Source organism: Pseudomonas sp. efr-133-TYG-5 (genome assembly GCF_030209175.1).
Lineage (GTDB): Bacteria > Pseudomonadota > Gammaproteobacteria > Pseudomonadales > Pseudomonadaceae > Aquipseudomonas.
This window is the reverse complement of the sequence record NZ_JARVSM010000001.1, coordinates 2088265-2112367: the sequence shown is the minus strand read 5'-3', so window position 1 is coordinate 2112367 and position 24103 is coordinate 2088265. Positions and strand designations below refer to the sequence as shown.

At 63.9% G+C, this 24103-nt stretch carries 23 protein-coding genes; 10 read left to right on the top strand and 13 right to left on the bottom strand.

What is annotated here, in order from left to right:
• Window positions 1-6: 6 nt before the first annotated feature.
• The 8 genes from QRN70_RS09610 to QRN70_RS09575 all read right to left on the bottom strand — a co-directional run bounded on the left by QRN70_RS09610 (window position 7) and on the right by QRN70_RS09575 (window position 10051).
• The gene (locus tag QRN70_RS09610; protein ID WP_285417289.1) at window positions 7-1125 is read right to left on the bottom strand and encodes a succinylglutamate desuccinylase/aspartoacylase family protein; all 1119 of its coding nucleotides are present in this window, start codon (window positions 1123-1125) and stop codon (window positions 7-9) included.
• Window positions 1126-1138: 13 nt separating this feature from the next.
• Window positions 1139-1849 carry an ABC transporter permease gene (locus QRN70_RS09605; protein WP_285417288.1) on the bottom strand — a complete coding sequence of 237 codons (711 nt, stop codon included), beginning with the start codon at window positions 1847-1849 and terminating at the stop codon, window positions 1139-1141.
• Complete coding sequence (locus tag QRN70_RS09600) at window positions 1846-2574, bottom strand: ABC transporter permease (RefSeq protein ID WP_003222319.1); 729 nt, start codon at window positions 2572-2574, stop codon at window positions 1846-1848. Before QRN70_RS09600 ends, QRN70_RS09605 begins: the two co-directional genes overlap by 4 nt.
• Window positions 2575-2631: 57 nt before the next feature.
• On the bottom strand, window positions 2632-3414 hold the full coding sequence (locus QRN70_RS09595) for a transporter substrate-binding domain-containing protein (RefSeq protein WP_285417287.1): 783 nt from the start codon (window positions 3412-3414) through the stop codon (window positions 2632-2634).
• A 318-nt stretch (window positions 3415-3732) separates the two neighbouring features.
• Window positions 3733-5421 carry an ATP-dependent DNA ligase gene (locus QRN70_RS09590; RefSeq protein ID WP_285417286.1) on the bottom strand — a complete coding sequence of 563 codons (1689 nt, stop codon included), beginning with the start codon at window positions 5419-5421 and terminating at the stop codon, window positions 3733-3735.
• Window positions 5418-6452 (bottom strand): ligase-associated DNA damage response exonuclease, encoded by a 1035-nt coding sequence (locus QRN70_RS09585; protein ID WP_285417285.1) that lies wholly within the window; start codon window positions 6450-6452, stop codon window positions 5418-5420. The genes QRN70_RS09590 and QRN70_RS09585 overlap by 4 nt, the downstream gene beginning before the upstream one ends.
• Before the next feature lie 300 nt (window positions 6453-6752).
• Window positions 6753-9203 (bottom strand): penicillin acylase family protein, encoded by a 2451-nt coding sequence (locus tag QRN70_RS09580; RefSeq protein WP_285417283.1) that lies wholly within the window; start codon window positions 9201-9203, stop codon window positions 6753-6755.
• Between the two features lie 203 nt (window positions 9204-9406).
• Window positions 9407-10051 carry a glutathione binding-like protein gene (locus QRN70_RS09575; RefSeq protein WP_285417282.1) on the bottom strand — a complete coding sequence of 215 codons (645 nt, stop codon included), beginning with the start codon at window positions 10049-10051 and terminating at the stop codon, window positions 9407-9409.
• 146 nt (window positions 10052-10197) lie between these two features.
• Between QRN70_RS09575 and QRN70_RS09570 the strand changes: the two genes are divergently transcribed.
• On the top strand, window positions 10198-10755 hold the full coding sequence (locus QRN70_RS09570) for a cysteine hydrolase family protein (protein WP_285417281.1): 558 nt from the start codon (window positions 10198-10200) through the stop codon (window positions 10753-10755).
• 78 nt (window positions 10756-10833) lie between these two features.
• Here the strand turns inward: QRN70_RS09570 and QRN70_RS09565 are convergent, their stop codons facing one another.
• The 4 genes from QRN70_RS09565 to QRN70_RS09550 form a co-directional block, all read right to left on the bottom strand.
• Window positions 10834-11037: an SEC-C metal-binding domain-containing protein gene (locus tag QRN70_RS09565; RefSeq protein ID WP_003198420.1), complete on the bottom strand. Its 204-nt coding sequence runs from the start codon at window positions 11035-11037 to the stop codon at window positions 10834-10836.
• 5 nt (window positions 11038-11042) lie between these two features.
• Window positions 11043-11528, bottom strand: coding sequence for an LEA/WHy family protein (locus tag QRN70_RS09560; protein ID WP_285417280.1), 486 nt, complete (start codon window positions 11526-11528; stop codon window positions 11043-11045).
• Between the two features lie 101 nt (window positions 11529-11629).
• On the bottom strand, window positions 11630-12106 hold the full coding sequence (locus QRN70_RS09555) for a YchJ family protein (RefSeq protein ID WP_285417279.1): 477 nt from the start codon (window positions 12104-12106) through the stop codon (window positions 11630-11632).
• A 4-nt stretch (window positions 12107-12110) separates the two neighbouring features.
• On the bottom strand, window positions 12111-12608 hold the full coding sequence (locus tag QRN70_RS09550) for a DUF6231 family protein (RefSeq protein ID WP_285417278.1): 498 nt from the start codon (window positions 12606-12608) through the stop codon (window positions 12111-12113).
• 199 nt (window positions 12609-12807) lie between these two features.
• Here QRN70_RS09550 and QRN70_RS09545 point away from each other — a divergent pair, with 199 nt between their 5' ends.
• From QRN70_RS09545 to QRN70_RS09530, 4 genes are all read left to right on the top strand, one after another.
• On the top strand, window positions 12808-13503 hold the full coding sequence (locus QRN70_RS09545) for a PA1041 family peptidoglycan-binding anchor lipoprotein (protein ID WP_285417277.1): 696 nt from the start codon (window positions 12808-12810) through the stop codon (window positions 13501-13503).
• An 89-nt stretch (window positions 13504-13592) separates the two neighbouring features.
• On the top strand, window positions 13593-14315 hold the full coding sequence (locus QRN70_RS09540; RefSeq protein ID WP_285417276.1) for a PA1041 family peptidoglycan-binding anchor lipoprotein: 723 nt from the start codon (window positions 13593-13595) through the stop codon (window positions 14313-14315).
• Between the two features lie 163 nt (window positions 14316-14478).
• Entirely contained in the window at window positions 14479-14757 is a 279-nt protein-coding gene (locus QRN70_RS09535; protein ID WP_285417275.1) for a DUF1145 domain-containing protein, read from the top strand.
• Window positions 14750-15511: a collagen-like protein gene (locus tag QRN70_RS09530; RefSeq protein WP_285417274.1), complete on the top strand. Its 762-nt coding sequence runs from the start codon at window positions 14750-14752 to the stop codon at window positions 15509-15511. The genes QRN70_RS09535 and QRN70_RS09530 overlap by 8 nt, the downstream gene beginning before the upstream one ends.
• Before the next feature lie 41 nt (window positions 15512-15552).
• On the opposite strand, the gene QRN70_RS09525 is transcribed toward QRN70_RS09530, so the two are convergent.
• Window positions 15553-16017: a CopD family protein gene (locus QRN70_RS09525; RefSeq protein WP_285417273.1), complete on the bottom strand. Its 465-nt coding sequence runs from the start codon at window positions 16015-16017 to the stop codon at window positions 15553-15555.
• 98 nt (window positions 16018-16115) lie between these two features.
• On the opposite strand from QRN70_RS09525, the gene dinG reads away from it, so the two are divergent.
• From dinG to pdxH, 5 genes are all read left to right on the top strand, one after another.
• Entirely contained in the window at window positions 16116-18260 is a 2145-nt protein-coding gene (gene dinG / locus QRN70_RS09520; protein WP_285417272.1) for an ATP-dependent DNA helicase DinG, read from the top strand.
• Between the two features lie 93 nt (window positions 18261-18353).
• Window positions 18354-20837 carry a beta-galactosidase gene (locus tag QRN70_RS09515; protein ID WP_285417271.1) on the top strand — a complete coding sequence of 828 codons (2484 nt, stop codon included), beginning with the start codon at window positions 18354-18356 and terminating at the stop codon, window positions 20835-20837.
• 213 nt (window positions 20838-21050) lie between these two features.
• The gene (locus tag QRN70_RS09510; protein ID WP_285417269.1) at window positions 21051-22196 is read left to right on the top strand and encodes a serine hydrolase domain-containing protein; all 1146 of its coding nucleotides are present in this window, start codon (window positions 21051-21053) and stop codon (window positions 22194-22196) included.
• A 113-nt stretch (window positions 22197-22309) separates the two neighbouring features.
• Window positions 22310-23431 carry an OmpA family protein gene (locus QRN70_RS09505; protein WP_285417268.1) on the top strand — a complete coding sequence of 374 codons (1122 nt, stop codon included), beginning with the start codon at window positions 22310-22312 and terminating at the stop codon, window positions 23429-23431.
• Window positions 23432-23455: 24 nt separating this feature from the next.
• The gene (gene pdxH, locus QRN70_RS09500) at window positions 23456-24103 is read left to right on the top strand and encodes a pyridoxamine 5'-phosphate oxidase (RefSeq protein WP_285417266.1); all 648 of its coding nucleotides are present in this window, start codon (window positions 23456-23458) and stop codon (window positions 24101-24103) included.

Here is a 24103-nt window from a genome sequence, read left to right as displayed (position 1 = left end):
GCATCCTCAAGGCGAAAGTAGATAGCCGCTGCGATAGGCTTCGGCGCCCGCGACGTGGGCGATGACCATGCCGGCAGTGGCCATGCGCCGCAGGGAGCGGGCATACATAAGACCGGCAGCGGTGCAATGAATGGGGGTAACCCGGTCGGTGATCGGGTCGATGATTTCGGCAATTTTTTCACCTGCGTGCAGGTATTGCCCGGCGCTTGCGCTGTACACCAGCAGCCCGCCAACCGGCGTGACCACCGGTTCCACCCCGGCCAGCGGCGTGGCGGGGAACGGCATTGCCGGCAGCGGTGCCGCTTCGCCGACGATTGCACCGAAGCGGATCAGATAATCGATCAGCGCCTGGCAGTCGCGACTGGCCAGCGGGTGATTGACGTCGGCCTGGCCGCGCAACTCGACGGTCACCGAGAAACTGCCCAGCGGAATCTCGAAGTGTTCGCCGAAGCGTTCCTGCAATTGCCACCACAGCAGCGTGAAGCATTCGTCGAACGACTGGCCGCCGGAGTCGGTGGCCAGCAGGCTGGCCTGCGATTCCATATAGCGTGCCAGCGGTTCGACCTGCGGCCACGCTTCGGGCGTGGTGTAGAGGTGCACCACCGATTCGAAATCGCAGTGCAGGTCGAGCACCATGTCGGCATCGCAGGCCAGCCGTTGCAGGGTCAGGCGCTGCGATTGCAACTGGGTGGTGGCCGTGTGGCGGGCGAGGGCGGTGCGCAGGCTGGCGCGGATCAGTTCGAGGTTGCGCTGTGGGTCGTCGCCCAGCTGCGCCTCGACGGCGTTGCCGATTTCTTCGCTGAGGTCGATGAACCAGCGGTTGAAATTCTGCCCGCTCTCCAGCTCGTAGCGGCCTAGCGGCACGTCCATCAGCACCTGTTCCAGGCCGACCGGATTGGCCGCCGGTACCAGGACGATTTCGCTGCGCAGGCGCCCGGCGGCTTCCAGCTCCGCCAGGCGTTGCTTGAGGTGCCAGGCCACGAGCATGCCGGGCAGTTCGTCGGCATGCAGCGAGGACTGGATGTAGATCTTGCCCTTGGCCTGCTCCGGGCCGAAATGGAAGCTGTGGATCTGGCGTGCAGTCCCCGGTACGGGGGCCAGCAGGTCATGTATCTGGTGGCGCATGTTCGTCTGAGTCCTAGTGGGTCGGCCCGAGGAAGGCCAGCCAGCGGCGTTCGGCGAGGCGGAACAGGCCGACCAGCGCAAAGGTGATGGTCAGGTAGATCAGCGCGGCGATGCCGAACGACTGAAAGGTCAGGTAGGTCGCCGAGTTGGCGTCCCGCGCGACTTTCAGGATGTCGGGGATGGTGGCGGTGAAGGCCACGGTGGTCGAGTGCAGCATCAGGATCACTTCGTTGCTGTAATACGGCAACGAACGGCGCAGCGCCGACGGCATGATCACGTAGGCATACAGCTTCCAGCCGGTGAGGCCGTAGGCCTTGGCGGCTTCGACTTCGCCATGGTTCATGCTGCGGATCGCCCCGGCAAAGATCTCCGTGGTGTAGGCGCAGGTGTTCAGGGCAAAGGCGAGGATCGTGCAGTTCATCGCATCGCGGAAGAAACTGTCGAGCAACGGTTGCGCACGTACGGCGGCCAGGCTGTAGATCCCGGTGTAGCAGATCAGCAGCTGGATATACAGCGGCGTGCCGCGGAACAGGTAGGTGTAGAACTGTACCGGCCAGCGCACATAGAAGTGCGCGGACACCCGCGCGATCGACAGCGGAATCGACGCCAGGAAGCCGATGAAGATCGACGCACTGAGCAGCCACATGGTCATCGCCAGGCCGGTGATATTGTTGCCGTCGCTGTAGAGGAAGGGTTTCCAGTATTCCTGCAGGAGTTCGATCATCGTACGGCCTCCCGGGCACCGGCGGCGTAACGACGCTCGAGCCAGCGCAGGATGACGTTCGACGCACTGGTGATCAGCAGATAGATCAAGGCGGCGAGTACCAGGAAGTAGAACAGTTGATAAGTGCTTTTGCCGGCATCCTGCGCGGCCTTGACCAGGTCGGCCAGGCCGATGATCGACACCAGCGCCGTGGCCTTGAGCATCACCATCCAGTTGTTGCCGATACCCGGCAGGGCGAAGCGCATCATTTGCGGGAACACCACGAAGCGAAAGCGCTGGCCGCGCTTGAGGCCGTAGGCGGTGGCCGCTTCAACCTGTCCGCGTGGCACGGCGAGAATCGCGCCACGGAAGGTTTCCGTGAAATACGCGCCATAGATGAAGCCCAGGGTGATGACCCCGGCGGTGAAGGAGTCGATTTCGATGTAGTCCCACTCCATGACATCGGTCAGCGCCGTCAGCCAGGTTTGCAGGCTGTAGAAGATCAACAGCATCAGCACCAGGTCCGGCACGCCGCGAATCAGCGTGGTGTAGAGCTGGGCGGGCAGGCGCAGCAGTTTCGATTTCGACAGTTTGGCACTGGCGCCCAAGAGGCCGAGCAACACGGCCACCAGCAGCGACAACGCCGACAATTTGATGGTCATCCAGGTGCCTTCCAACAGCAACGGGCCGAAGCCTTTGAGGCTGAAGGCGGAGAGCCCCAGATTTTGTAAGAGGTTTTCGAACATAAATCAGCAACCTGAGCGGACGGAAAAGGCGCCCATCGCGGGATGGGCGCCAGGGCATTATTTACCGCTGTACAGATTCAGATCGCCAAAGTGTTTCTTTTGAATCTCGGCGTATTTGCCGTCGTCGTGTAACGCTTTGATACCTTTATCTAAAAGCGCCTTGAGGTCTTTGTTACCTTTCTTAATACCGACAGCGGTTTTCGCCGGCAGCAATTCGCTGTCGACCGGCTTGCTGACTTCGTAGCCGGCGCCGTCAGGCGACTTCAAAAAGCCCAGTTCGGCTTGCAGCATGTCCTGGATCGAGGCGTCGAGACGGCCGTTTTTCAGGTCGGCGTAGACCTGGTCCTGGTTGGCGTAGGCCTGGATTTTCACGCCGGCCTTTTCCAGCACGGCCTTGGCGTAGGCTTCCTGAATGGTGCCTTGCTCGTAACCGACAGCCTTGCCCTTGAGGGAGGCGACGTCGTCGCTCAGGCCGGAACCCTTCTTGAACACATAAGCGGTCGGGCCGGAAAACAGTTCGCTGGAGAAGTCGATCGCCTTTTCACGGGCCGGTGTTACCGTCATCGACGAGATCACACCGTCGAACTTGTTGGCGTTGAGGCCTGGAATCATGCCGTCGAAGTCGCTTTCAACCCATTTGCACTTGACCTTCAGCTCGGCGCAGATCGCGTTGCCCAGGTCAATGTCGAAGCCCACCAGGCTGCCGTCGGCCGCTTTCGACTCGAACGGTGCGTAGGATGGGTCAACGCCAAAACGCAGCTCTTTGTATTCCTTGGCCAGCGCGGAGCCGGCAGCCATGCACAACGCCAGTGCAGAAAGGGTCAGCAATGCTTTTTTCATTATTCAATCCCTAAGAACCAATATGAGCGCTTGTGGCGCAGAATTATTGTTACTGCAACGCTTACGACCTATAGAAAGTAGCAATTTCCGAACCAGAGTCCCGAACAAGTGTTTTAAAAGGTTGGAAACGATGCCGGCGAGAGGCTTTGGTGCACGAAAACGGGCATTGAAAACCCGTTGCACTGTTTGCGGGCGTGATCGTCGCCGCGTGTTGGGCGAGAGATGCTTGGCGAGCGCTGTCCGGGCGGCTTTTGCCGGGTCGTGGCGCACCCGGCTGACCTTCCCGCGCCGGGCGAGATAACGCGCAGGCCGCTTGGGTCAGGCCAGCAGATCCTGCAGCGTCGCCAGGCTGTCGGCTTCGTCGACGGTCTTGTCCTGGCGCCAGCGCAGCATGCGCGGGAAGCGCACGGCAATGCCGCTCTTGTGCCGGCGTGAGAGGGCGATGCCTTCGAAGCCCAGTTCGAACACCAGGCTTGGCTTCACGCTGCTGACCGGGCCGAATTTTTCCACGGTGGTCTTGCGCACGATGCTGTCGACCTGGCGCATTTCCTCATCGGTCAGCCCGGAATAAGCCTTGGCGAACGGCACCAGCGAGCGTTGGCTGGCGCTCGGCGGGCCGTCCCACACGGCGAAGGTGTAATCGCTGTACAGGCTGGCGCGGCGCCCGTGGCCGCGCTGGGCGTAGATCAGCACGGCGTCGACGCTGAACGGGTCGACCTTCCATTTCCACCACACGCCCATGTCCTTGGTCCGGCCCACGCCGTACATCGCATCGCGGGCCTTGAGCATCATGCCCTCGACGCCCAGGCGTCGTGACGCTTCACGCTGGCGGGCCAGATCGAACCAGTCGGTGCCGCTCAGCACCGGCGAAGGTAACAGCACCGGGCTGTTACAGCGGGCAATCACCTGGTCCAGCTGTTCCCGGCGTCGCGCCTGGGGCTGGTTGCGCCAGTCGTCACCCTGCCATTCCAGCAAGTCATAGGCGAGGACCACCACCGGCACTTCCTCGAGAATCTTTTTGTCCAGCGTCTTACGCCCGATCCGCTGCTGCAGCTGGGCAAACGGTTGCACGGCCGGTGGCGTCGTGGCTTGCGGGTCGAAGGCGTCTACGGTGCCGGGCCCGGCGTTCTTCCATACGACGATTTCGCCGTCGATCACCGTGCCGTCGGGCAACCCCTGTACCAGCACGTCAAGTTCGGGGAAGCGCTCGGTCACCAGTTCCTCGCCACGCGACCAGATCCACAGCCGCCCGTCACGCTTGACCACCTGGGCACGGATGCCGTCCCACTTCCATTCCACCTGCCAGTTGCTGGCCGGGCCGAGCAGGGTTTCGAACTGTTCCACCGGTTGCGACAGGGCGTGGGCAAGAAAAAACGGATAGGGCTGGCCGCCCCGCTGCGCATGTTCGTCGGCGGATTCCGCAGCGATCAGTTTCAGGTAACTGTCGGCGCTCGGCCGGTTGGACAGGTCGGTGTAACCCACCAGGCGCTGGGCCACGCGTTTGCTGTCGAGCCCGGCCATTGCCGCCAGGGCCCGGGTCACCAGCAGTCTCGACACGCCGACGCGGAAGCTGCCGGTGATCAACTTGATGCACAGCATCAGGCTCGGCCGATCCAGTTGCGCCCACAGCTGCGGTAACAGGCGGGCGAGGTTTTCCGGGGTTTCCCCGCGCAGCGGCAGCAGTTTGTCTTCGATCCATTCGGCGAGGCCGGCGGCGGAGCTGTGCGGGTTTTCGGCCAGGACCAGGGAAATGGTTTCCGCCAGATCGCCGACGGCCTGGTAGCTCTCTTCGAACAACCACGGGGTCAGTCCGGACACCTCGACCGCCAGTTCGCGCAGGATGCGCACCGGCACCAGTTGCCGCGGCCGACCGCCGGACAGGAAATACACCGCCCAGGCGGCATCCTGCGGTGCGGCCTGGGCGAAGTAGGCCTGCATGGCGGCAAGTTTGGCGTTGCTCGACGTGGTCGCGTCGAGTTCGGCGTACAACCCGGCGAAATCCTTCATGGTTGCACCTCGGCGATTGCCGGTTCGGCGGCGACGTTGTCCTCTTCATCGTCACCGTATTCGGTGTTGAAACCCTGGGCATCGAGGCCTTGCTCGCGCAGGTGACGGACGAGCACGCCGATCGAACCGTGGGTGACCATCACCCGTTCGGCGCCGGTCTGGGCGATGGCCCACAGCAGGCCCGGCCAGTCGGCGTGATCGGAGAGCACGAAGCCGCGATCGACGCCACGCCGCCGCCGCGTGCCGCGCAGGCGCATCCAGCCGCTGGCAAAGCTGTCGCTGTAATCGCCGAAGCGGCGCATCCAGCTGCTGCCACCGGCGGAGGGCGGGGCAATGACCAGCGCCTGACGCATCAACGGATCGCTTTTCTTTACGTCCCCGGCGTAGAGGGTCGGCGGCAGGTACACCCCGGCGTCGCGGTAGACGCGGTTCAACGGCTCGACCGCGCCGTGGCTGAGGATCGGGCCGATGTTTTCGTCGATGCCGTGGAGAATCCGCTGGGCCTTGCCGAACGAATAGCAGAACAGCACGCTGGCCTTGCTGGCCGCGATATTGCCCCGCCACCAATCGTTGATTTCGGCGAACACCTGGGCTTGCGGCTGCCAGCGATAGATCGGCAGGCCGAACGTCGATTCGGTGATGAAGGTGTGGCAGCGCACCGGTTCGAAGGGCGCGCAGGTGCCATCGGGCTCGATTTTGTAGTCGCCGGAGGCGACCCAGACCTCACCGCCGTACTCCAGGCGCACCTGGGCCGAGCCCAGCACGTGACCGGCAGGGTGGAAGCTGAGGGTGACGCCGTGGTGGGTCAGGCGCTGGCCGTAGGCCAGGGTCTGCAGGTTGATGTCCTGGCCCAGGCGTGCACGCAGAATGCCTTCGCTGGCGCTGCTGGCCAGATAATGCTGGTTGCCGCCGCGGGCGTGATCGCCGTGGGCGTGGGTGATGACCGAGCGCTCGACCGGCCGCCACGGGTCGATGTAGAAATCTCCGGCGGGGCAGTACAAGCCTTCGGGACGCGCGATAACCAGGTCCATGTCGTTCCCGCAAAGGGTGGGCTTGTTAGCTATGAGGCGGGTGCGGGGACGGAAGTTCTATCGACTTTTGCGGGCGGCGCAGGGGCAGGGCAGCAGGGGAACTCGCTCCCCCTTACCCCAGCCCTCCCGGAGGGAGAGGGGGCTGACGGAGGTGTCTGGCGTCCTGCACCGGCCTGAAAGCCCGGGCCGATGTGGGATTCGGCGTCGGGCGTTCGGCTCGATGTAGTTTTCCAGCAACCCCAATCAGTCCCCCCTCCCGTCGGGACAGGATCAGGGCGATGGGACTATTCGCCTGGGGGGTTATTTGCCGGGCGTCAGGGTCAGGCGCGTTTTTCCGTAGACCCGATCAAAGTTCTGCGGCTGCATCGGCAGACCGATGTACTGGCCCTTGAGCCAGGCATCGATGCCGTTGAGGTAGCTCGCACTGGCCGGGTTACCCGACTGTCCTGTGCCGTTCTGCCCCATCAGCGGCTCACTCTGGCCGAAGTCGACGATGAAACGCATCGACGGCGCACGGCGGGTGTTGAAGTCCTGACCCCAGGCAAACGCCGCGGTGTTCAGCGTGGTGTGGTCACCGCCCGCGGCGAGTGGACCGCGCACGGTCTGGCCGCTGGCGTTTTTCCATTCGTAGCGATGCAGTTTGCCCCACTGCCAGGCCTTGTGATCGCCGCCGAGTTGACTGTCGCCGGCGCTGATCGCTGCGGCCAGGCTGCGGGCGAGGATCGCCGGTTTGTCTTCTTTGTGCGGGGTGCGCACGTCGTCCCAGAAAGGGCTGTCTTCACGACCGAGCAGGTGATCGGCCTGCGCCGCGTAGGAAAGATCACCATTGGCGACAAAGGCTTTCCACGCCGGACTCGATTCGGGGCCGAGTTCGTCGAGGAAGATCTGCTTCATGCTTTCCTGCAGGAACAGTTCGTAGATCGCTGCATCGGCCGAAGTCGGGCTGAGCTTGCCGTCGAACGCCAGCAAACGCGTGTAGGCCTCGCGGGCCTTGTTGCGCTCGGCTTCCGGCAGGGCATCGATTGCCTGTTTCAGCGGCTGGGCCATGCCCGGTGCCTCGAACATCTTCTTCAGTTTGGCGGCGAAGGTGGTGGTCTGGTCGTATTGCATGGCGATCACGCTGCGGCCGTCATGTTTGCCGCTGCCGGCCAGTTCGGCCAGGCGCTCGCCACGTTCCGGGGCGGCCCAGGAGTTGGACAGTTGCATGCCGTAGCCATGGGGAATGACTCGCTGGTTGGCCGTGCCGAGCCAGCCTTGCGCCGGGTCCTGATCGTACGGATGGAGCATCGGGTCGGCGTAACCGTCCCAGTCGTAGCGACCTTCCCAGCCCGGCGAGGGCAGCAGGCCTTCGCCTTCGCGACGGTTGGGGAAACGCCCGGTGACTTGCCAGCCGATGTTGCTGGCGTCGGCGAACACCAGGTTCAGCGCGATGGCGCGGATTTCCCGGCTGGCGTCGGAGGCGCGTTCCACGGTCTGGGCGCGGCTCAGGTCGAAGAACGCATCGAGGGATTTGTCATCGGTGAAGCTCGGGGTCTGCAACGCCAGGCCAAAGCCTGCCCCTTGGGCGGCAGCCTGTGAGCTGTTGAGCAGCGCACCGTGGCGGGTTTCGTACACCGCTTCGCGAATCGGCCGCTGGCCTTTGACGAAATAGGTTTCATTGCGCACGCCCAGCGGCTGCCATTTGCCATTGACCTCGTAGGTCAGGCTGCTGCCCTGGCGACGGATTTTTTCCAGGAACAGGTCCTGGTTGTCGCCGAGCACGCTGGTCAGGCTCCACGCCACTTTGCCGTTGAAACCGCCGAGCACCATCGGCAGACCGGCCACGGTGACACCGGCGGCCTGATATTTCGGCGCGCGGATCTGCACGAAGCTCCACAGCGACGGCGCGGCCAGCGGGCCGTGGCTATCGCTGGCCAGCAGGCTCTTGCCGCTGCGGCTGCGCTGCGGGGCGATGGCCCAGTTGTTCGAGGTCGTGGTGCCGAGCAGATTCAGCGCCGCCAGTTGTTCACTGGCGTTGCTCAGTTCGCCGAGGCCGGGGATCTGCCCGTTGAGCTTGATGCCCTGCAGCTTGTCGGCTTCGGCCAGCGGCAGGTTTTCGTCAGGCGCCGATGGCGTCAGCCAGGCGAGTTTGTCGCTGCTGACCGTCTGCGCCAGCACCAGTGAGGCGATTTCTTCCGGCAGGTTGGCCGACTGGCTGAAGTTCAGCAGGCAGAAAATCAGCGCCGAATCTTCCGGCTTCCAGTACTCCGGCTTGTAACCGCTGCTGGCGAGGTCGCCCGGCAGTTTCTCGGCATAGCGGAACAGGTAGGCGTTGACGCCCCGCGCATAGACTTCGAAGAAGCGTTTGAGGCGCGGCGACGAGGCCTTGTACAGCTCGTCGGCGCTCTTCTTCAGATTGACCGCACGCATGTAGCGGTCGGCATCGAGCAGCGACGCCCCGGACATTTCCGCCAGGCGGCCCTGGGCCAGCAGGCGCAGGGTGACCATCTGGTTGATGCGGTCGCTGGCGTGCACATAACCGAGGGCGAACAGCGCATCGTGGAAGCTGTTGCTCTCGATCAGCGGCATGCCCATGGCGTTGCGCCGCACCGAGACGTTCTGCGCCAGGCCCTTGAGCGGCTGCACACCGGAGGTTGGCGGGAGGGTGTCCTGAGCGTTCCAGGTCTGGCAACCGGACAGGCTCAAGACACCGGCCACTGCTGCGGCAACGCCGAACCGGGGAAGAAATTGTGTGAGGGCTGGCGAGGCCATGGCAAAGCTCCTGCGGGGGGTAGCGTCAGTAAAGGCGCTACGTTAGTGAGCAGGAGGTGGCCGCGCAAGCGGGGCGAGCGGTTATTTCTTACCGCTCACGCAGATCGTTCCCACGCTCTGCGTGGGAATGCAGCCCGGGTCGCTCCGCGGCCCATTTCCAAGCGCACGGTTCGACGCCTCTACATGGGAACGATCAAGGCCGGTCAGGCCTTCGGCGGATTGATCTTCTGCACCAGCGCATAGGCCTTCACGGTCGCCGGACGCTCCTGGATCTGCTTGAACCAGCGCTGCACGTTCGGGAAGTCTTCCAGGTTCTGGCTCTGCCATTTGTGCGAGACGATCCACGGGTAGATGGCCATGTCGGCGATGCTGTATTCGCTGCCGGCGACGAACCTATTAGCGGCCAGTTGCTTGTCCAGCACACCGTACAGGCGCGCGGTTTCGTCGATGTAGCGCTTGATCGCGTAGGGGATTTTTTCCGCAGCAAACTGGCTGAAGTGATGATTCTGCCCGGCCATCGGCCCCAGTCCGCCCATTTGCCAGAACAGCCATTGCAGGGCGGTCTGGCGCCCGCGCAGGTCTTTGGGGAGGAATTTCCCGGTCTTCTCCGCCAGGTACAACAGAATCGCCCCGGACTCGAACAGCGACAACGGCGCGCCACCATCGGCCGGCTGATGATCGACGATGGCCGGAATGCGGTTGTTCGGGGAAATCTTCAGGAAGTGCGGCTGGAACTGCTCGCCCTGGCTGATGTTGATCGGATGCACGTTGTAGGCGAGGCGGGCTTCTTCGAGGAACAGGGAGATCTTGTGGCCGTTGGGGGTGGTCCAGTAATACAGATCGATCATGGAAAGCTCCAAATCAGGAAATGGCTTGCATGCGGACAGCAAACGCCGGCGTCAGGTCGTCCCGTGTGCATTCGATGGCTTGCGTACCCACAGGAAGTGATGCTCAAGTGCGGGAAATTCAATGACCTCTTGTGAGAAAAATCGCCATGGAGCTTCGCGCCAATGCGGCACTGATCATCATCGACCAGCAAAAAGGCATTCTGCAGCCGCGTCTGGGGCGCCGGAACAATCCGTTGGCCGAAGAGCGGATCCTCGATTTGCTCGGTTTCTGGCGGCGCAGCGGGCGGCCGGTGATCCATGTGCAGCACTTGTCGCGCTCGCCGGATTCGGTGTTCTGGCCCGAGCAGTCAGGGGTGGAGTTCCAGGAACGCTTCGTGCCGCAGGACGGCGAGCGGCGGGTGCAGAAGCAGGTGCCGGACGCGTTTTGTGCGACGGGGCTGGAAGTGCAGTTGCGTGAAGCGGGGATCGGGCAATTGGTCATTGTCGGCGTGGCGACGAACAATTCAGTGGAGTCCACAGCGCGCACGGCGGGCAATCTGGGGTTCGAGACCTGGGTGGCGGAGGATGCGTGCTTTACCTTCGACAAGGCCGACTATTTCGGTACGTTGCGTTCGGCTGAAGAGGTGCACGGGATGTCGCTGGGGAATCTGCAGGGTGAGTATGCGACGGTGGTCAGCAGCGGGCGGATTCTGGCGGCAGGCTGAACATCGCAGCTGACCGTGCTATCGCGAGCAGGCCCGCGATAGCGATCTGACGGGCGAAACGCATGTTCGCCCGAAACATCAAGCGCCGTGGCACTTCTTGAATTTCTTGCCGTTGCCGCATGGGCAAGGGTCGTTGCGGCCAACGTCCTTCAGGGCGTTGCGCACCGGTTCCTGGTGGGCGTGGCCGCAGTTCGGGCCGTGGACATGGCCATGGTCGTGATCGTGGTGATGGTCATGATCGTGGTTGCAGTCAGGGCCATGGACATGAGGTTGCTGGGTCATCGGGTTCACTCCGGAATTAAATCGGCGGGGATTATCACGCCATTGCGCGCCAGGTGCACGTAGTGGGCGATGAATAAACCGGTTTCCATCTCGCCTTCCAGCCGATAAGGGATCTGCTGCCGCGGATTTTTCAGCATCTTCACCACTTCTTTGACCTGTGGCCACAGGTTGGTGCGAATCGGCACGTTGTAGAACCGGCTGCTTTTCGCGCCGACCGTGATCCAGTGTTCGTACTCGCCGTCGGCCAGCAGCAGGTCGGCCAGGTGAATGCGGTACTCCAGGCCGCGTACCGTCAGGTCGCTGTCGTTGGGGTTGTCGATACGAAAGTGCAGGATGAATTTCTGTTCGAGCAACTTGGCGCGCACCACCTCGACTTTGACCAGGTGTACCGCGGGATCGACGCTGTCGTCGGCGAACCACGAGGCGCAGCCGCCGAGGTTCAGCAACAGGATCAACGTGAAGCATTGCAGTGTGCGCCAACGACCGAGCATGGTTGAACTCCCTTTGCAGCCAGTCTAGACGCTAACAGGATCGCAGCCTGCGCCAGCGTCTGCCTGCGTCGCGTGGCGCCGCAGGCTGCGGTCTTGGGTTATTACGCGCCGAAATACCCCGCACAGCACTTCTTGAACTTCTGCCCGCTCGCACACGGACACGCATCATTGCGCCCCAGCTTCAACTGCACGGTCGGATCGATGAAGTACCAGCGCCCGCCGTTCTGCACGAACGACGAGCGTTCGCGGTGGCTGTGCTCGCCTTGGCTGTCGTGCCAGCGCGCGGTGAAGGTGACAAAGGCGTGTTCCGGCTGGCCGCCAAAGACTTCCGAGCCTTCCACTTCCAGACCGAGCCAGGTGCTCTGTGCACTCCAGCTGCTGATCGCCTGGCGATCCAGCCCGGCCTGCTGGGCGGGCAGGGTGGTGGCCACCAGGTAATCGACCAGGCCCAGCACATAGGCGCTGTAGCGCGAGCGCATCAGGGCTTCGGCGCACGGCGCGGGGTGGCCGGCGTGATAGTGGCCACAGCAGGCCTCCAGCAGATTACCGCTGCCGCACGGGCAAATGGCTGTACTCATTGCATTACCACCAGTATTTGCCGAAGTTTTCCGGATTGGCCCAGAACCGCGCGTTGAGCCAGTCGGGGACTTGTTTGTAGTCAAGCAGATCGTAGGTGAACAGGGTCAGTACCTGCGCGTCGCGTTGAAAGCGCTCGCTGGCTTGCAGGGCCAGCGAATAGAAATCCGTCTCCTGCCAGCCGCTGGCCGGCAGGTCCGCCAGCACCGCGATGCGGCTGGCGTTGAGATTGCGGATGCCGCCCAACAGATTCAGGCCGTCGCGCTTGGGCAGATGCTCCAGGCAATCGACCACCAGCGCCAGGTCGAAACGCTGCGCGGCCAGGTCTGCGGGCAGGGCACCGGGCGCGGCACAAGCCACCTGAGTGTCCGGGTGGGCCTGCCGGAAAGCGGCCAGCGCGGGGAATTCGCTGGCGCCGATCAGCAGCAGGCGCGCCGGGGCGTAGCGCTCCAGCAGAGCGGCCAGGGCCTGTTGCGGCGTGCGGGAAGAAATGGCGACGTTCATCGATGCTCCTCAATCAGACCGCCAAGACTAGCGTGCCTGACTGCGCTGGCAAAGCGCCCCGTGCCGGCGGTTGCCAGGCAACACGGCGAAGTCCTGTGAACACGGTCGCAAACAGCAGTGGCCTATTGCTGGCGGAGATTAAAACTCCGGTCTTTACTCCCTGAATCGGTTCTAAGCCGATCCCTCAGGAGAAAACTAGATGAGCATAGTTCGGACAGCATTACCCTTGGTTCTGCTAACCAGTGTGTTGACTGGTTGCGCAGGTTTGCAGAAAACCGACTGGCCGACCTGTGCGGCGGTCGGGGGTGTCGTCGGTGCGGGCCTCGGGGCGACCGAGAGCTCGGCGTGGGCCGGTTACGGCGCATTGGTCGTCGGTGGTACGGCGGCCGCCTATTGCTGGGTGCACGGTGATGGCGACGAAGACGGCGATGGTGTGCCGGACAGTCGCGACAAGTGCCCGCACACGCCTAAGGGCGTGCAGGTCGATGCGGACGGTTGCCCGCCACCAGCCCCTGCACCAGTGGTTGAAGAAGCTGTAGTGGTCAAGGAAGAAACCATTGTCATCCGCGATGTGCACTTCCAGTTCGACAAGGCCACGCTGACCGGTGCCGACAAGCAAGTGCTCGATAAAGTCGCCACGCGCCTGAAACAGGAGTCGTCCACCGCGCAACTGACTGTGACCGGCCACACCGACAGTGTCGGCAGCGATGCCTACAACAAGAAACTCTCGGATCGTCGCGCGCACTCGGTAGTGGAATACCTGATCCAGCAAGGTGTGCCACGCGCCAGCTTCGTGTCGGTGACCGGTGCCGGTGAAAGCCAGCCAGTGGCGGACAACAAAACCGCCGATGGCCGCGCGCAGAACCGCCGCACCGAAATCAAAATCGTCCGCTAGCCCCCTCGCATCCGCGGCTTGTGCAGTCGCGGATGCGGGTCTTTACTCCTGTGTAACCGGTATGGGCCGGTGACACAGGAGCTTTCACAATGAGTGTTTTCTCAAGGTCCGTCTTGCCGGTTCTGCTGCTTGGCAGTCTGCTCACCGGTTGCGCCACCCACAGCGATGGCACTGCCCCCCTCAATCAACGTACGTGGCCGATCTGCAGCGTCATCGGCGGTCTGGTCGGCGGCGGTCTCGGCGCCATTGAAAGTGGCGGCTGGGCCGGAGGCGGCGCGGCGCTGGGGATCCTCACCGGCGGACTGATCTGCTACGCCCAGGATGGCGATGAAGACGGCGATGGCGTGTTCGACCGCCGCGACCGTTGCCCTGACACCCCTGCCAACACCCCGGTCGACCACCGCGGCTGTCCGCTGCCGCAATATCCAGTGACGGTGAAACCGGTCGAGCCTGCACCGCAGAGCGAGGTCATCACCCTCAGCGATGCCGGCAACGTGCTGTTCGATTTCGACAAGTCCGACCTGACCCCGGCCGCCAGAAGCCAGCTCGATGCGTTGATGGACAAGCTGCGCAACGCCGACGTCGTCAGCATCAAAGTCATCGGTCACACCGACAGCAAGGGTTCCGATGCCTACAACCAGGCACTGTCGCAGCGGCGCGCCAGCAGCGTGGCGGCCTATCTGCTGAGCCAGGGCCTGGCGCCGAACAAACTCACCAGTGAAGGGCGCGGCGAGAGCGAGCCGGTCGCCGACAACAGCACCGACGAGGGGCGTGCGCAGAACCGTCGCGTGGAGTTGCATATCAATCGCTAGGACGTCTCTGTAGTCCGCGAGCTAGAGCTGCCGGGCGACGATCTGCGTCGATCCGGCAGCCATCCGGCGGCCGCGCGCAATTTTTTCATTTGCCCCTCTGGCTTATCGCGTACGGAAGCCGTTACTGTGCGCGCAAAGAATAATTCGCAACACGGGGGAGCGTATGAAGGTGTTCTGTGGGCTGGGGCGGTTGTTGACCCTGCTGTTCTGCTGCGTGGTGCTGGCCAATCAGCTGGTGCCGTTTGTTCATCCGTTGCAGCTGCTGGTCAATCTGGCCGCTGCGTTGCTGCTGGCCATCCACGTGCTCGAAGTGCTGCTGTGCAATCGCAGCCTCAAGGGGCGGGCGCACCCGTGGCGTGATCGTGGCCGTGTTCTGCTGTTCGGCATTTTCCATCTGTACACCATCCCGGCCCCGGCCGCTCCGGAGGCTTCCCATGCGTAAACAACTCTGCCTGCTCGCGGCATTCATCAGCCCCCTGGCCTGTGCCCAGGTGGTCAGCGTCGAAACCAATTCGCTGATGCGCCTGCCCAACACCGCCAGCACCTTGCAACTGGAAAAACTGGTGGTGGCCGATTACGGCACGCTGCTGGTGCCGTCCAATGTCACCGAACTGAGCGTCGGCGAATTGCAGCTGGGGCGCGAAGCGCGCATCGCCATCGTGCCGAGCGAACAGCCGCTGGACATGAAAGTGATTCGTGCCGAATTGGCCGAAGGCAGCCAGATCACTGCACGCGGCGCTCCGGGCACTTACGAAAAAGCCGCCCGCGCCGGACGTAATCTGAATCTGCATTTCAAGGCTTTGAATGCGCCGAAGCTGCTGGTCGACGCCCGTGGCGGCACGGGGGCGCCGGGGTTTGTCGGGCTCGACGGTGCCAACGGCGAGGCACCGGGCTGCACCTGGGGCCAGGCCGGACGTGGCGCCGACGGCAGTGACGGCAGCAATGGCCAGCCGGGCGCACCGGGGGCGCTGGTGCGCCTGGAAGTGCCACGCGACTTCCCGGCCGAGCTGATCAAGGTCGACGTGGCCGGCGGTGTCGGTGGCGCGGCAGGTCCGGGTGGCAAACCGGGGGCGGGTGGCAAGTCCAAGGGTTGCCTGGTGTATCGCGCCGACGGTGGCAAAAGCGGTCGGCCGGGGGCTGATGGCCAGCCTGGCCCGGCGGGGGCGGCAGGTTCCGTCACCGTGCAACGGCTGTAACGGCGCCCCCTCTCCCGACGGGAGAGGGGGCCTCTTGCCCGTCAGAGCATCGGCCGCGCCGCGGCGATCGCCACCAGCAATACGCCGACCAGCAGATTGATCCCCACCACCCGGCGGATTCGCCCCAGCACCGCTGCACCCGCCGGCCAGTCCTGCGCGGCAACCGCCGTGCGCAGTTCCGGCAGCATCAAACCCTGCACGCGGATGAACAGCGCGGTCATTACCACGTACAAGCCCATCATCACCTGCACGTACTTCGGCGCCGTCTCGAAGCCGATGTGCTGCAGATGCAGCATGCCCACGCCGGTCACCGGCAGCAGGATCACCGCGCCCCAGACCCAGCGGAAAAAACCTTGAAACACTTCCACCCACAGCGTCAGCCGCCCGGGGCCGTCCAGGGCTTTCACCGCCGCAGGGCGCAGCACCATCCAGGCGAAAAACATGCCGCCGACCCACACCAGGGCGGCCAGGACATGCAGCGGATAAACGAGGCTAAAAGGTGTCATTGGGGTACTCCGTTCTGCGCGGGATCGATTCGCGGGGTATGATAGCCGCCAACCCGAACCACTGAAAATTTATCCAGCGTTTTTGCGCCCGACACTCAATGATCAGCACTGAACTCAAAACCACGATCCAGGGCGCCTATTCGCGTTTTCTAGAGGCCAAGAGCCTCAAGCCGCGTTACGGCCAGCGCCTGATGATCGCCGAAGTGGCGAAAGTCCTCGGCGATATCGACACCGACGACGAAGGCCGGCGCAGTGGCGACCCGGCGATTGTCGCGGTGGAAGCCGGCACCGGTACCGGCAAGACCGTGGCCTACAGCCTGGCCGCCATTCCGACCGCCAAGGCTGCCGGCAAGCGCCTGGTGATCGCCACCGCGACCGTGGCCCTGCAGGAGCAGATCGTCTACAAGGATTTGCCCGACCTGATGCGCAACAGCGGGCTGAACTTCAGCTTCGCCCTGGCCAAGGGCCGGGGGCGCTACATGTGCCTGTCCAAGCTCGACATGCTGCTGCAGGAGGGCAATGCGCAGACCGCCACGGCCCAGCTGTTCGAGGAGGAAGGTTTCAAGATCGAGGTCGACGAGGCCAGTCAGAAGCTGTTCACCAGCATGATCGAGAAGCTCGCCGGCAATAAATGGGACGGCGACCGCGACAGCTGGCCGACCGCTCTGGAAGACGCCGACTGGGCGCGCCTGACCACCGATCACAGCCAGTGCACCAACCGCCATTGTCCGAATTTCGGCCAGTGCGCCTTCTACAAGGCCCGCGAAGGCATGGGCAAGGTCGACGTGATCGTCACCAACCACGACATGGTGCTGGCCGACCTCGCACTGGGCGGCGGCGCCGTGCTGCCCGATCCGCGCGACACCGTCTACGTGTTCGACGAAGGCCATCACCTGCCGGACAAGGCCATCGGTCACTTCGCCCACTACACGCGCCTGCGTTCCACCGCCGACTGGCTGGAAACCACCGCCAAGAACCTCACCAAACTGCTGGCCCAGCATCCGTTGCCGGGGGATCTCGGCAAGCTGATCGAGCAGGTGCCGGAGCTGGCGCGCGAGATCAAGTCGCAGCAGCAGTTCATGTTCAGCGCCTGCGAGCAGGTCGCCGACTTCAAGCCCGGCGAAGACGTCGAGGGCCGCGAGCGGCCGCGCCATCGCTTCGTCGGCGGGGTGATTCCCGAGCACATGCGCGAGATGGGCATCGAACTGAAAAAAGGTTTCGCCCGCCTCACCGACCTGTTCACCCGCCTGACCGACCTGCTCAAGGAAGGCATGGACGGCGAGGTCAACATCGGCATCGCCAGCAATCAGGCCGAAGAGTGGTATCCACTGTTCGGCAGCCTGTTGTCGCGGTCGTCGGGCAACTGGGAGCTGTGGACCGCGTTCACCGTCGAAGACCCGGAAGATAACCCGCCGATGGCTCGCTGGCTGACCCTCGCCGAGAGCGGTTCGCTGTTCGACATCGAGGTCAATGCCAGCCCGATCCTCGCCGCGGAAATGCTCCGGCGCAACCTGTGGAACGTCGCCTACGGCTGCCTGGTGACGTCGGCGACCCTGACCGCCCTCGGCACCTTCGACCGCTTCCGCATGCGCGCCGGCCTGCCGAAAAAAGCCGTCACCGCTGTGGTGCCGAGTCCGTTCCACCACGCCGATGCCGGGGTGTTGCGCGTGCCGGACCTGAAGGCCGATCCGCGCGATGCCGCCGCCCACACCGCGGCGATCATCCGCGACCTGCCGGACCTGGTCGAAGGTTCGCGCGGCACGCTGGTGCTGTTCTCTTCGCGCAAACAGATGCAGGACGTGTTCGACGGCCTTGACCGCGACTGGCGCAAGCAAGTGTTCATCCAGGGCAACCTGTCGAAACAGGAAACCCTGAACAAACACAAGGCGCGGGTCGATGGCGGTGATTCCAGCGTGCTGTTCGGCCTCGCCAGTTTCGCCGAAGGCGTGGACTTGCCCGGCGCGTATTGCGAGCACGTGGTGATCGCCAAGATTCCGTTCTCGGTCCCGGACGATCCGGTCGAGGCCGCGCTGTCGGAGTGGATCGAGGCCCGTGGCGGCAATCCGTTCATGGAAATCTCGGTGCCGGACGCCTCGCTGAAACTGGTCCAGGCCTGTGGCCGCCTGCTGCGCACCGAAGAAGATCGCGGCACCATCACCTTGCTCGACCGGCGTCTGGTTACCCAGCGCTATGGCAAGGCGATCCTCAATGCGCTGCCGCCCTTCCGTCGTGAAATATCCTGAGACATCGGTGGGCAGTTTTGCCCGCCGCGTTGTCTATCTCTCTGCCATCGCTTTTCCATTGGCCTTCTGGTCGTTAGGGAGAACTCCGTTCTTATGATCCGCCGTTCGCTGCCTGCCGTTTTTGCCTTGATCTTCGCTGCCCCGTTGCTGGCGGCACCTGCCGGTCAGCAGACCCTGTTCAACTTCGTCCGCCCCGCCGATGTGGTGAAAGTGGCGACCGAAAACGCCGACCTGCCGCAAGCCAACGCCGAGCAGACGCCGGAAGGCGAAGTGTTGCGCCGGGTGACATTCAACCCGGCGGCACGCCCGACCTTGCGCCTCACGCCGCAGACCGGCGCCTGGGACTGGTCGCAGTCGGGCATGATGAGCCTGCGCATCCAGAGCGCGATGAACTGGGCCGTGACCCTTTACGTACGAATCCAGAGCAACGACGGCAAGACCCTGGTCAGCCGCGTCGACCTGCCGGCCGGTCCGGCGCAGACCCTGCTGGTGCCACTGGTTGCCACGACGCCGTTGAGCCAGGGCATGAAGGCCGGGCCGCCGATGCCGATGACCGTCGATGGCCAGCGCATTCTGCTGGCCAGCAGCAGCGGTGAGCTGGATCGGCGCCAGGTGGTGTCGGTGAGCCTGTCGCTGGATCAGCCCAAAGCCGCGCAAAGCCTGCTGCTTGAGCGTTTTGGCGTGCAGGAGGGGGACGAGGTGGTCAAAGCCGTCTACGGCAATCTGGTGGACGCCTACGGCCAGTCGACGCGCAGCAAGTGGCCGGAAAAAGTCGCCAGCGACGATCAGCTGAAAACCGCCGCTGCCAAGGAACAGCAACAGCTGAAAACCTGGCTGGCCGAGCGCGAAAAGAGTTCGCTGGACCAGTACGGTGGCTGGAGCAAAGGCCCGGCCTTCAAGGCCAGCGGTTTCTTCCGCACGGAAAAACGCGACGGTCGCTGGTACCTGGTGACGCCGCAGGGCCATCCGTTCTACTCCCTTGGCGTCAACACCGTCAGCCCCGAGGTCAACCAGACCTACGTCGCCGGCCGCGAGTGGATGTTCGAATCCCTGCCCAAGCCCGAAGATCCGCTGGCCGGTCATTTCGGCGAGGGCGACAACCGTGGCGGCAACGGCGCCGATCAGGGCCGTGGCTACGCTGCCGGGCGCTGGTACGACTTCTACGCGGCCAACCTGCAACGCCTGTATGGCGAGCCGTGCAGGCCCGACAGCGACAACAAGGCCGGGGTCGCCGCAGCGGCCAAGGCCGGTGCGGCCGAAGAGACCGCTGCCAAAGCCGCGCAACCGCTGGACACCGCGCAACAACCCAAGGCTGGCGTCGCTGAAGCTGCGCAAGCCGCTGCGGTAGAGCAGCCTGGCAATCAGCCCACCAGCGTGCCCTGCACGGCGACCTTCGACGAGCAGCGCTGGGCCGGCCACACCCTCGATCGCCTGCAAGCCTGGGGCTTCAACACCGTCGGCAACTGGAGCGCACCGGCCCTCGCCAACGCCGAGCGCGTGCCGTACACCTTACCGCTGTCGATCGTCGGCGATTACGCCAGCATCAGCACCGGCAACGACTGGTGGGGCGGCATGCCCGATCCTTTCGACCCGCGCTTCGCCATGGCCACCGAACGCGCCGTGGCCATCGCTGCGCGCGATCACCGCGACGATCCCTGGCTGATCGGCTACTTCGCCGACAACGAACTGGCCTGGGCCGGGCCCGGCGACGATCCGCAGTCGCGCTATGCCCTGGCCTACGGCACCCTGAAAATGACCACCGACGTACCGGCCAAGCGCGCCTTCCTCAAGCAATTGCGTGACAAGTACCGCAACCAGGCCGGCCTGTCGAAAGCCTGGGGCATTGACCTGCCGGCGTGGGAGTTGATGGAAGATCCGGGCTTCGTGCCGCCGCTGCCGAACCCGCAGCACCCGGAAATCGAGGCCGACTTCAAATACTTCCAGAAGGTCTTCGCCGATACCTACTTCAAGACCATTTCCGACTCGCTGAAATGGCATGCGCCGAACCAGCTGCTGCTCGGCGGACGCTTCGCCATCAGCACCCCGGAAGCCGTGGCCTCCTGCGCGCAGTATTGCGACGTGCTGAGTTTCAACATGTACACCCTGCAACCGCAGGACGGCTACGACTTCGCCGCGTTGCGCCAGCTGGACAAACCGGTGCTGATTACCGAGTTCAACTTCGGCTCCGCTGATCGCGGCCCGTTCTGGGGCGGCGTGACGCAACTGGCCAAGGAAGAAGATCGCGGCCCGGCCTATGCCAACTTCCTCAAACAGGCGTTGAGCGAACCGTCGATTGTCGGCGTGCACTGGTTCCAGTATCTGGATCAACCGGTGACCGGACGCCTGCTCGACGGCGAAAATGGCCACTTCGGCCTGATCGGGGTGACGGATCTGCCGTATCAGGGCTTTGTAGAGACGGTGCGCAAGAGCAACCTGCAGGCAGTTGATCAGTTGGGCAAAGAGGCTGAGAAAGCCGCGGCTGCGGCAGGTCACGAGGCTGAAGGCGGGCGCAAGGGTGACGCCGGCAAAGGCCCGGGGGCCGGGCATGCGGGTGGGCATTCGGGGAATGGTCATTAAGGTTCAGACCGCGTCATCGTTCTGCGCGAGCAGGCGCGCTGCCTCATCGGATTTGTGAACACCAGCGATCCAGTGTGGGAGCGAGCCTGCTCGCGAAGGCGTCAGCCGCGCCAGTGCAGCATTCAACCGTCCGGCCTGCAGCTGTTCCCAAATCCCTCAAGGGCTGGAACAATGCGGGCCACTTTGTAGAGCGTTTTCGCGGGGGAGTTGCGGGTGCAGATTCAGGGACATTACGAGCTTCAATTCGAAGCGGTGCGCGATGCTTTCGCCGCACTGTTCGACGATCCCCAGGAACGCGGAGCAGCCCTGTGCATCCAGGTCGGCGGGGAAACCGTCCTTGACCTCTGGGCGGGCACGGCCGACAAGGACGGCGCCGAAGCCTGGCACAGCGACACCATCGCCAACCTGTTCTCCTGCACCAAGGCTTTTACCGCCGTCACCGCGCTGCAACTGGTCGCCGAAGGCAAGTTGCAGCTCGATGCCCCGGTCGCCCGCTACTGGCCGGAATTCGCCGCTGCTGGCAAAGAGTCGGTGACCCTGCGCCAGTTGCTCTGCCACCAGGCCGGGCTGCCGGCCCTGCGTGAACTGCTCGCCCCCGAAGCCCTGTATGACTGGCAAACCATGGTCGACGCCCTCGCGGCCGAAGCGCCGTGGTGGACGCCTGGCACCGGTCACGGCTACGCCGCGATCACTTACGGCTGGCTGATCGGCGAGCTGTTGCGTCGGGCCGACGGGCGTGGGCCGGGTGAGTCGATTGTCGCGCGCGTCGCCAAACCGTTGGGACTGGATTTCCATGTCGGTCTGGCGGACGCCGAATTCCACCGGGTCGCGCACATCGCCCGGGGCAAGGGCAATGTCGGCGACGCCGCCGCCCAGCGCCTGCTGCAAGTGACCCTGCGCGAGCCAACGGCGATGACCACACGCGCATTCACCAATCCGCCGTCGGTGCTGACCAGCACCAACAAGCCGGAGTGGCGGCGCATGCAACAACCGGCGGCCAACGGCCACGGCAATGCGCGCAGCCTCGCCGGTTTCTACGCCGGCCTGCTCGACGGCAGCCTGCTGGAAAGCGAGATGCTCGACGAACTGACCCGCGAACACAGCCTCGGCGAGGACAAGACCTTGCTGACCCGCACCCGGTTCGGTCTCGGCTGCATGCTCGACCAGCCGGATGTAGCCAATGCCACCTACGGCCTCGGCCCGCGGGCATTCGGCCATCCGGGCGCCGGCGGTTCCATCGGTTTTGCTGATCCGGAGCATGATGTCGCGTTCGGTTTTGTGACAAATACGCTGGGGCCGTACGTCTTGATGGACCCGCGCGCGCAGCAGCTCGCGCGGGTGCTTGCCACTTGTCTGTAAAGCCGCACCCGAGGTTCCAGGGCCGGAACCTCGAGCGCTTTTTCGATTCAAAGCGTCTGTTTATCCGGGCGAAAGTCCTCTGATCGTTCATTACTTCATTTTGTGGGTTTCCAATGTCATCCAAACAAACTCTCGCCCTGGCCCTGTGTTTTGCGATTACCGGTTGTGCACAGACTCCGAAGAACGATGCTGATGGTGGCAGCTGGTGGCCGTTCGGTTCGTCCGACAAGGTCGCGGCCAAGGAGCCCGCACCGGCGCCTGCACCGGCACCGGCGCCTGCACCGTTGAAGCCGGCCGCCACGGCGCCGGTCGCCAAGACTGAAAGCAGCAGCCACTGGTACTGGCCGTTCGGTTCCGATGACGCGGCGGACAAGGCCGCAGTGAAGCCGGAAGCCAAACCCGAGGCGAAACCGGTCGGCGTCGCCAAGGCCGACGCCGACAAGGCGGGCAAATGGTGGTGGCCGTTTGGCGGCAAGGATCAGGACACCGCCAAAGTCGTACCGATGCCCGACCCGAAAGTCACCCAGGCCTGGCTCGACGACTACGAACCGCGTCTGCGTGAGGCGATCAAGGGCAGCAACCTGCAATTCGAACGTCGTGACAACGTGCTCGTGGTGATTGCGCCGGTTGAAGGCTCGTTCAACCCCAAGCGTCCGGCCATGCTCTTGCCAGTGACCCTCAGCCCGTTCACCAATGTCGCGAAAATCCTCGAGGCTGACCCGAAAACCGCGGTACTGGTGCTCGGTCACAGCGACAACAGCGGTGACGCGCCGGCCAATACCAAGCTCAGCCAGGAGCGTGCGCAGTCCGTGGCGGCCATCTTCCGCCTCAGCGGCCTGCAGCGTGATCGCCTGATGCTGCGCGGCATGGGCGCCGATGCTCCGCGTGCGGCCAACGACAGCGTTGAAGGGCGGGCCTTGAACCGTCGTGTCGAACTGCTGGTCACCCCGCAGAACACCATGGTCGCGCTGCTCAGCAAATACAACATGCCCGCACCGAAGCCAGCGACCATGGTCGCCGCGCAGGACGTCAAGCCAGTGGCCAAACCGGTGACGCCGGCCCCGGCCGCGAAAAAGGCCGCTGTCCCGGCCACGAAAAAGGCACCGGCCAAGAAAGCGGCGGCCAAGGCCCCGGCGAAAAAGGCTCCGGCCAAGACCCCGGCAAAGAAAACCACGCCGGCCAAAGCCGCAACGGCTGACAAGAAAGTCGCCGCGAGCGATGCTGCAAAACAGTGATCCGCTAACGAAAAGGAATGCGCCATGACCCAGGCCCTGGCAGATATGCGTCGTGATTACACCCGTGATGGCTTGACCGAGGCGCAAGCCCCGGGCGAGCCGTTCGCGCTGTTCCACCAGTGGTTTGCCGATGCGGTGAAAACCGAGCAGGCGCCGGTCGAGGCCAATGCCATGACCCTGGCCACGGTCGATGCGGATGGCCGTCCGCATTGCCGCATTCTGCTGCTCAAGGGCCTGGACGAGCAGGGCTTCACGTTCTTTACCAACTACGACAGCGCCAAGGGCCAGCATCTGGCAGCCAACCCGTTCGCCGCCATGACCTTTTTCTGGCCGACCCTGGAGCGTCAGGTGCGCATCGAGGGACGGGTGGTCAAGGTCACGCCGGCCGAATCCGACGCCTATTACCAGGTGCGTCCGTTGGGCAGCCGTCTCGGTGCCTGGGCGTCACCGCAGAGCCAAGTCATCAACGGTCGGGGCGAACTGGAAGCGCTGCTCAAGGCTACCGAACAGCGCTTCACCGACACCCAGCCCGATTGCCCGCAGCACTGGGGCGGGTATCGCCTCTTGCCGGAGCGCATCGAGTTCTGGCAGGGCCGTCCGAGCCGCCTGCATGATCGCCTCAACTACCGTTTGCAGGGCGCCGACTGGATTCTTGAACGTCTGGCACCCTAA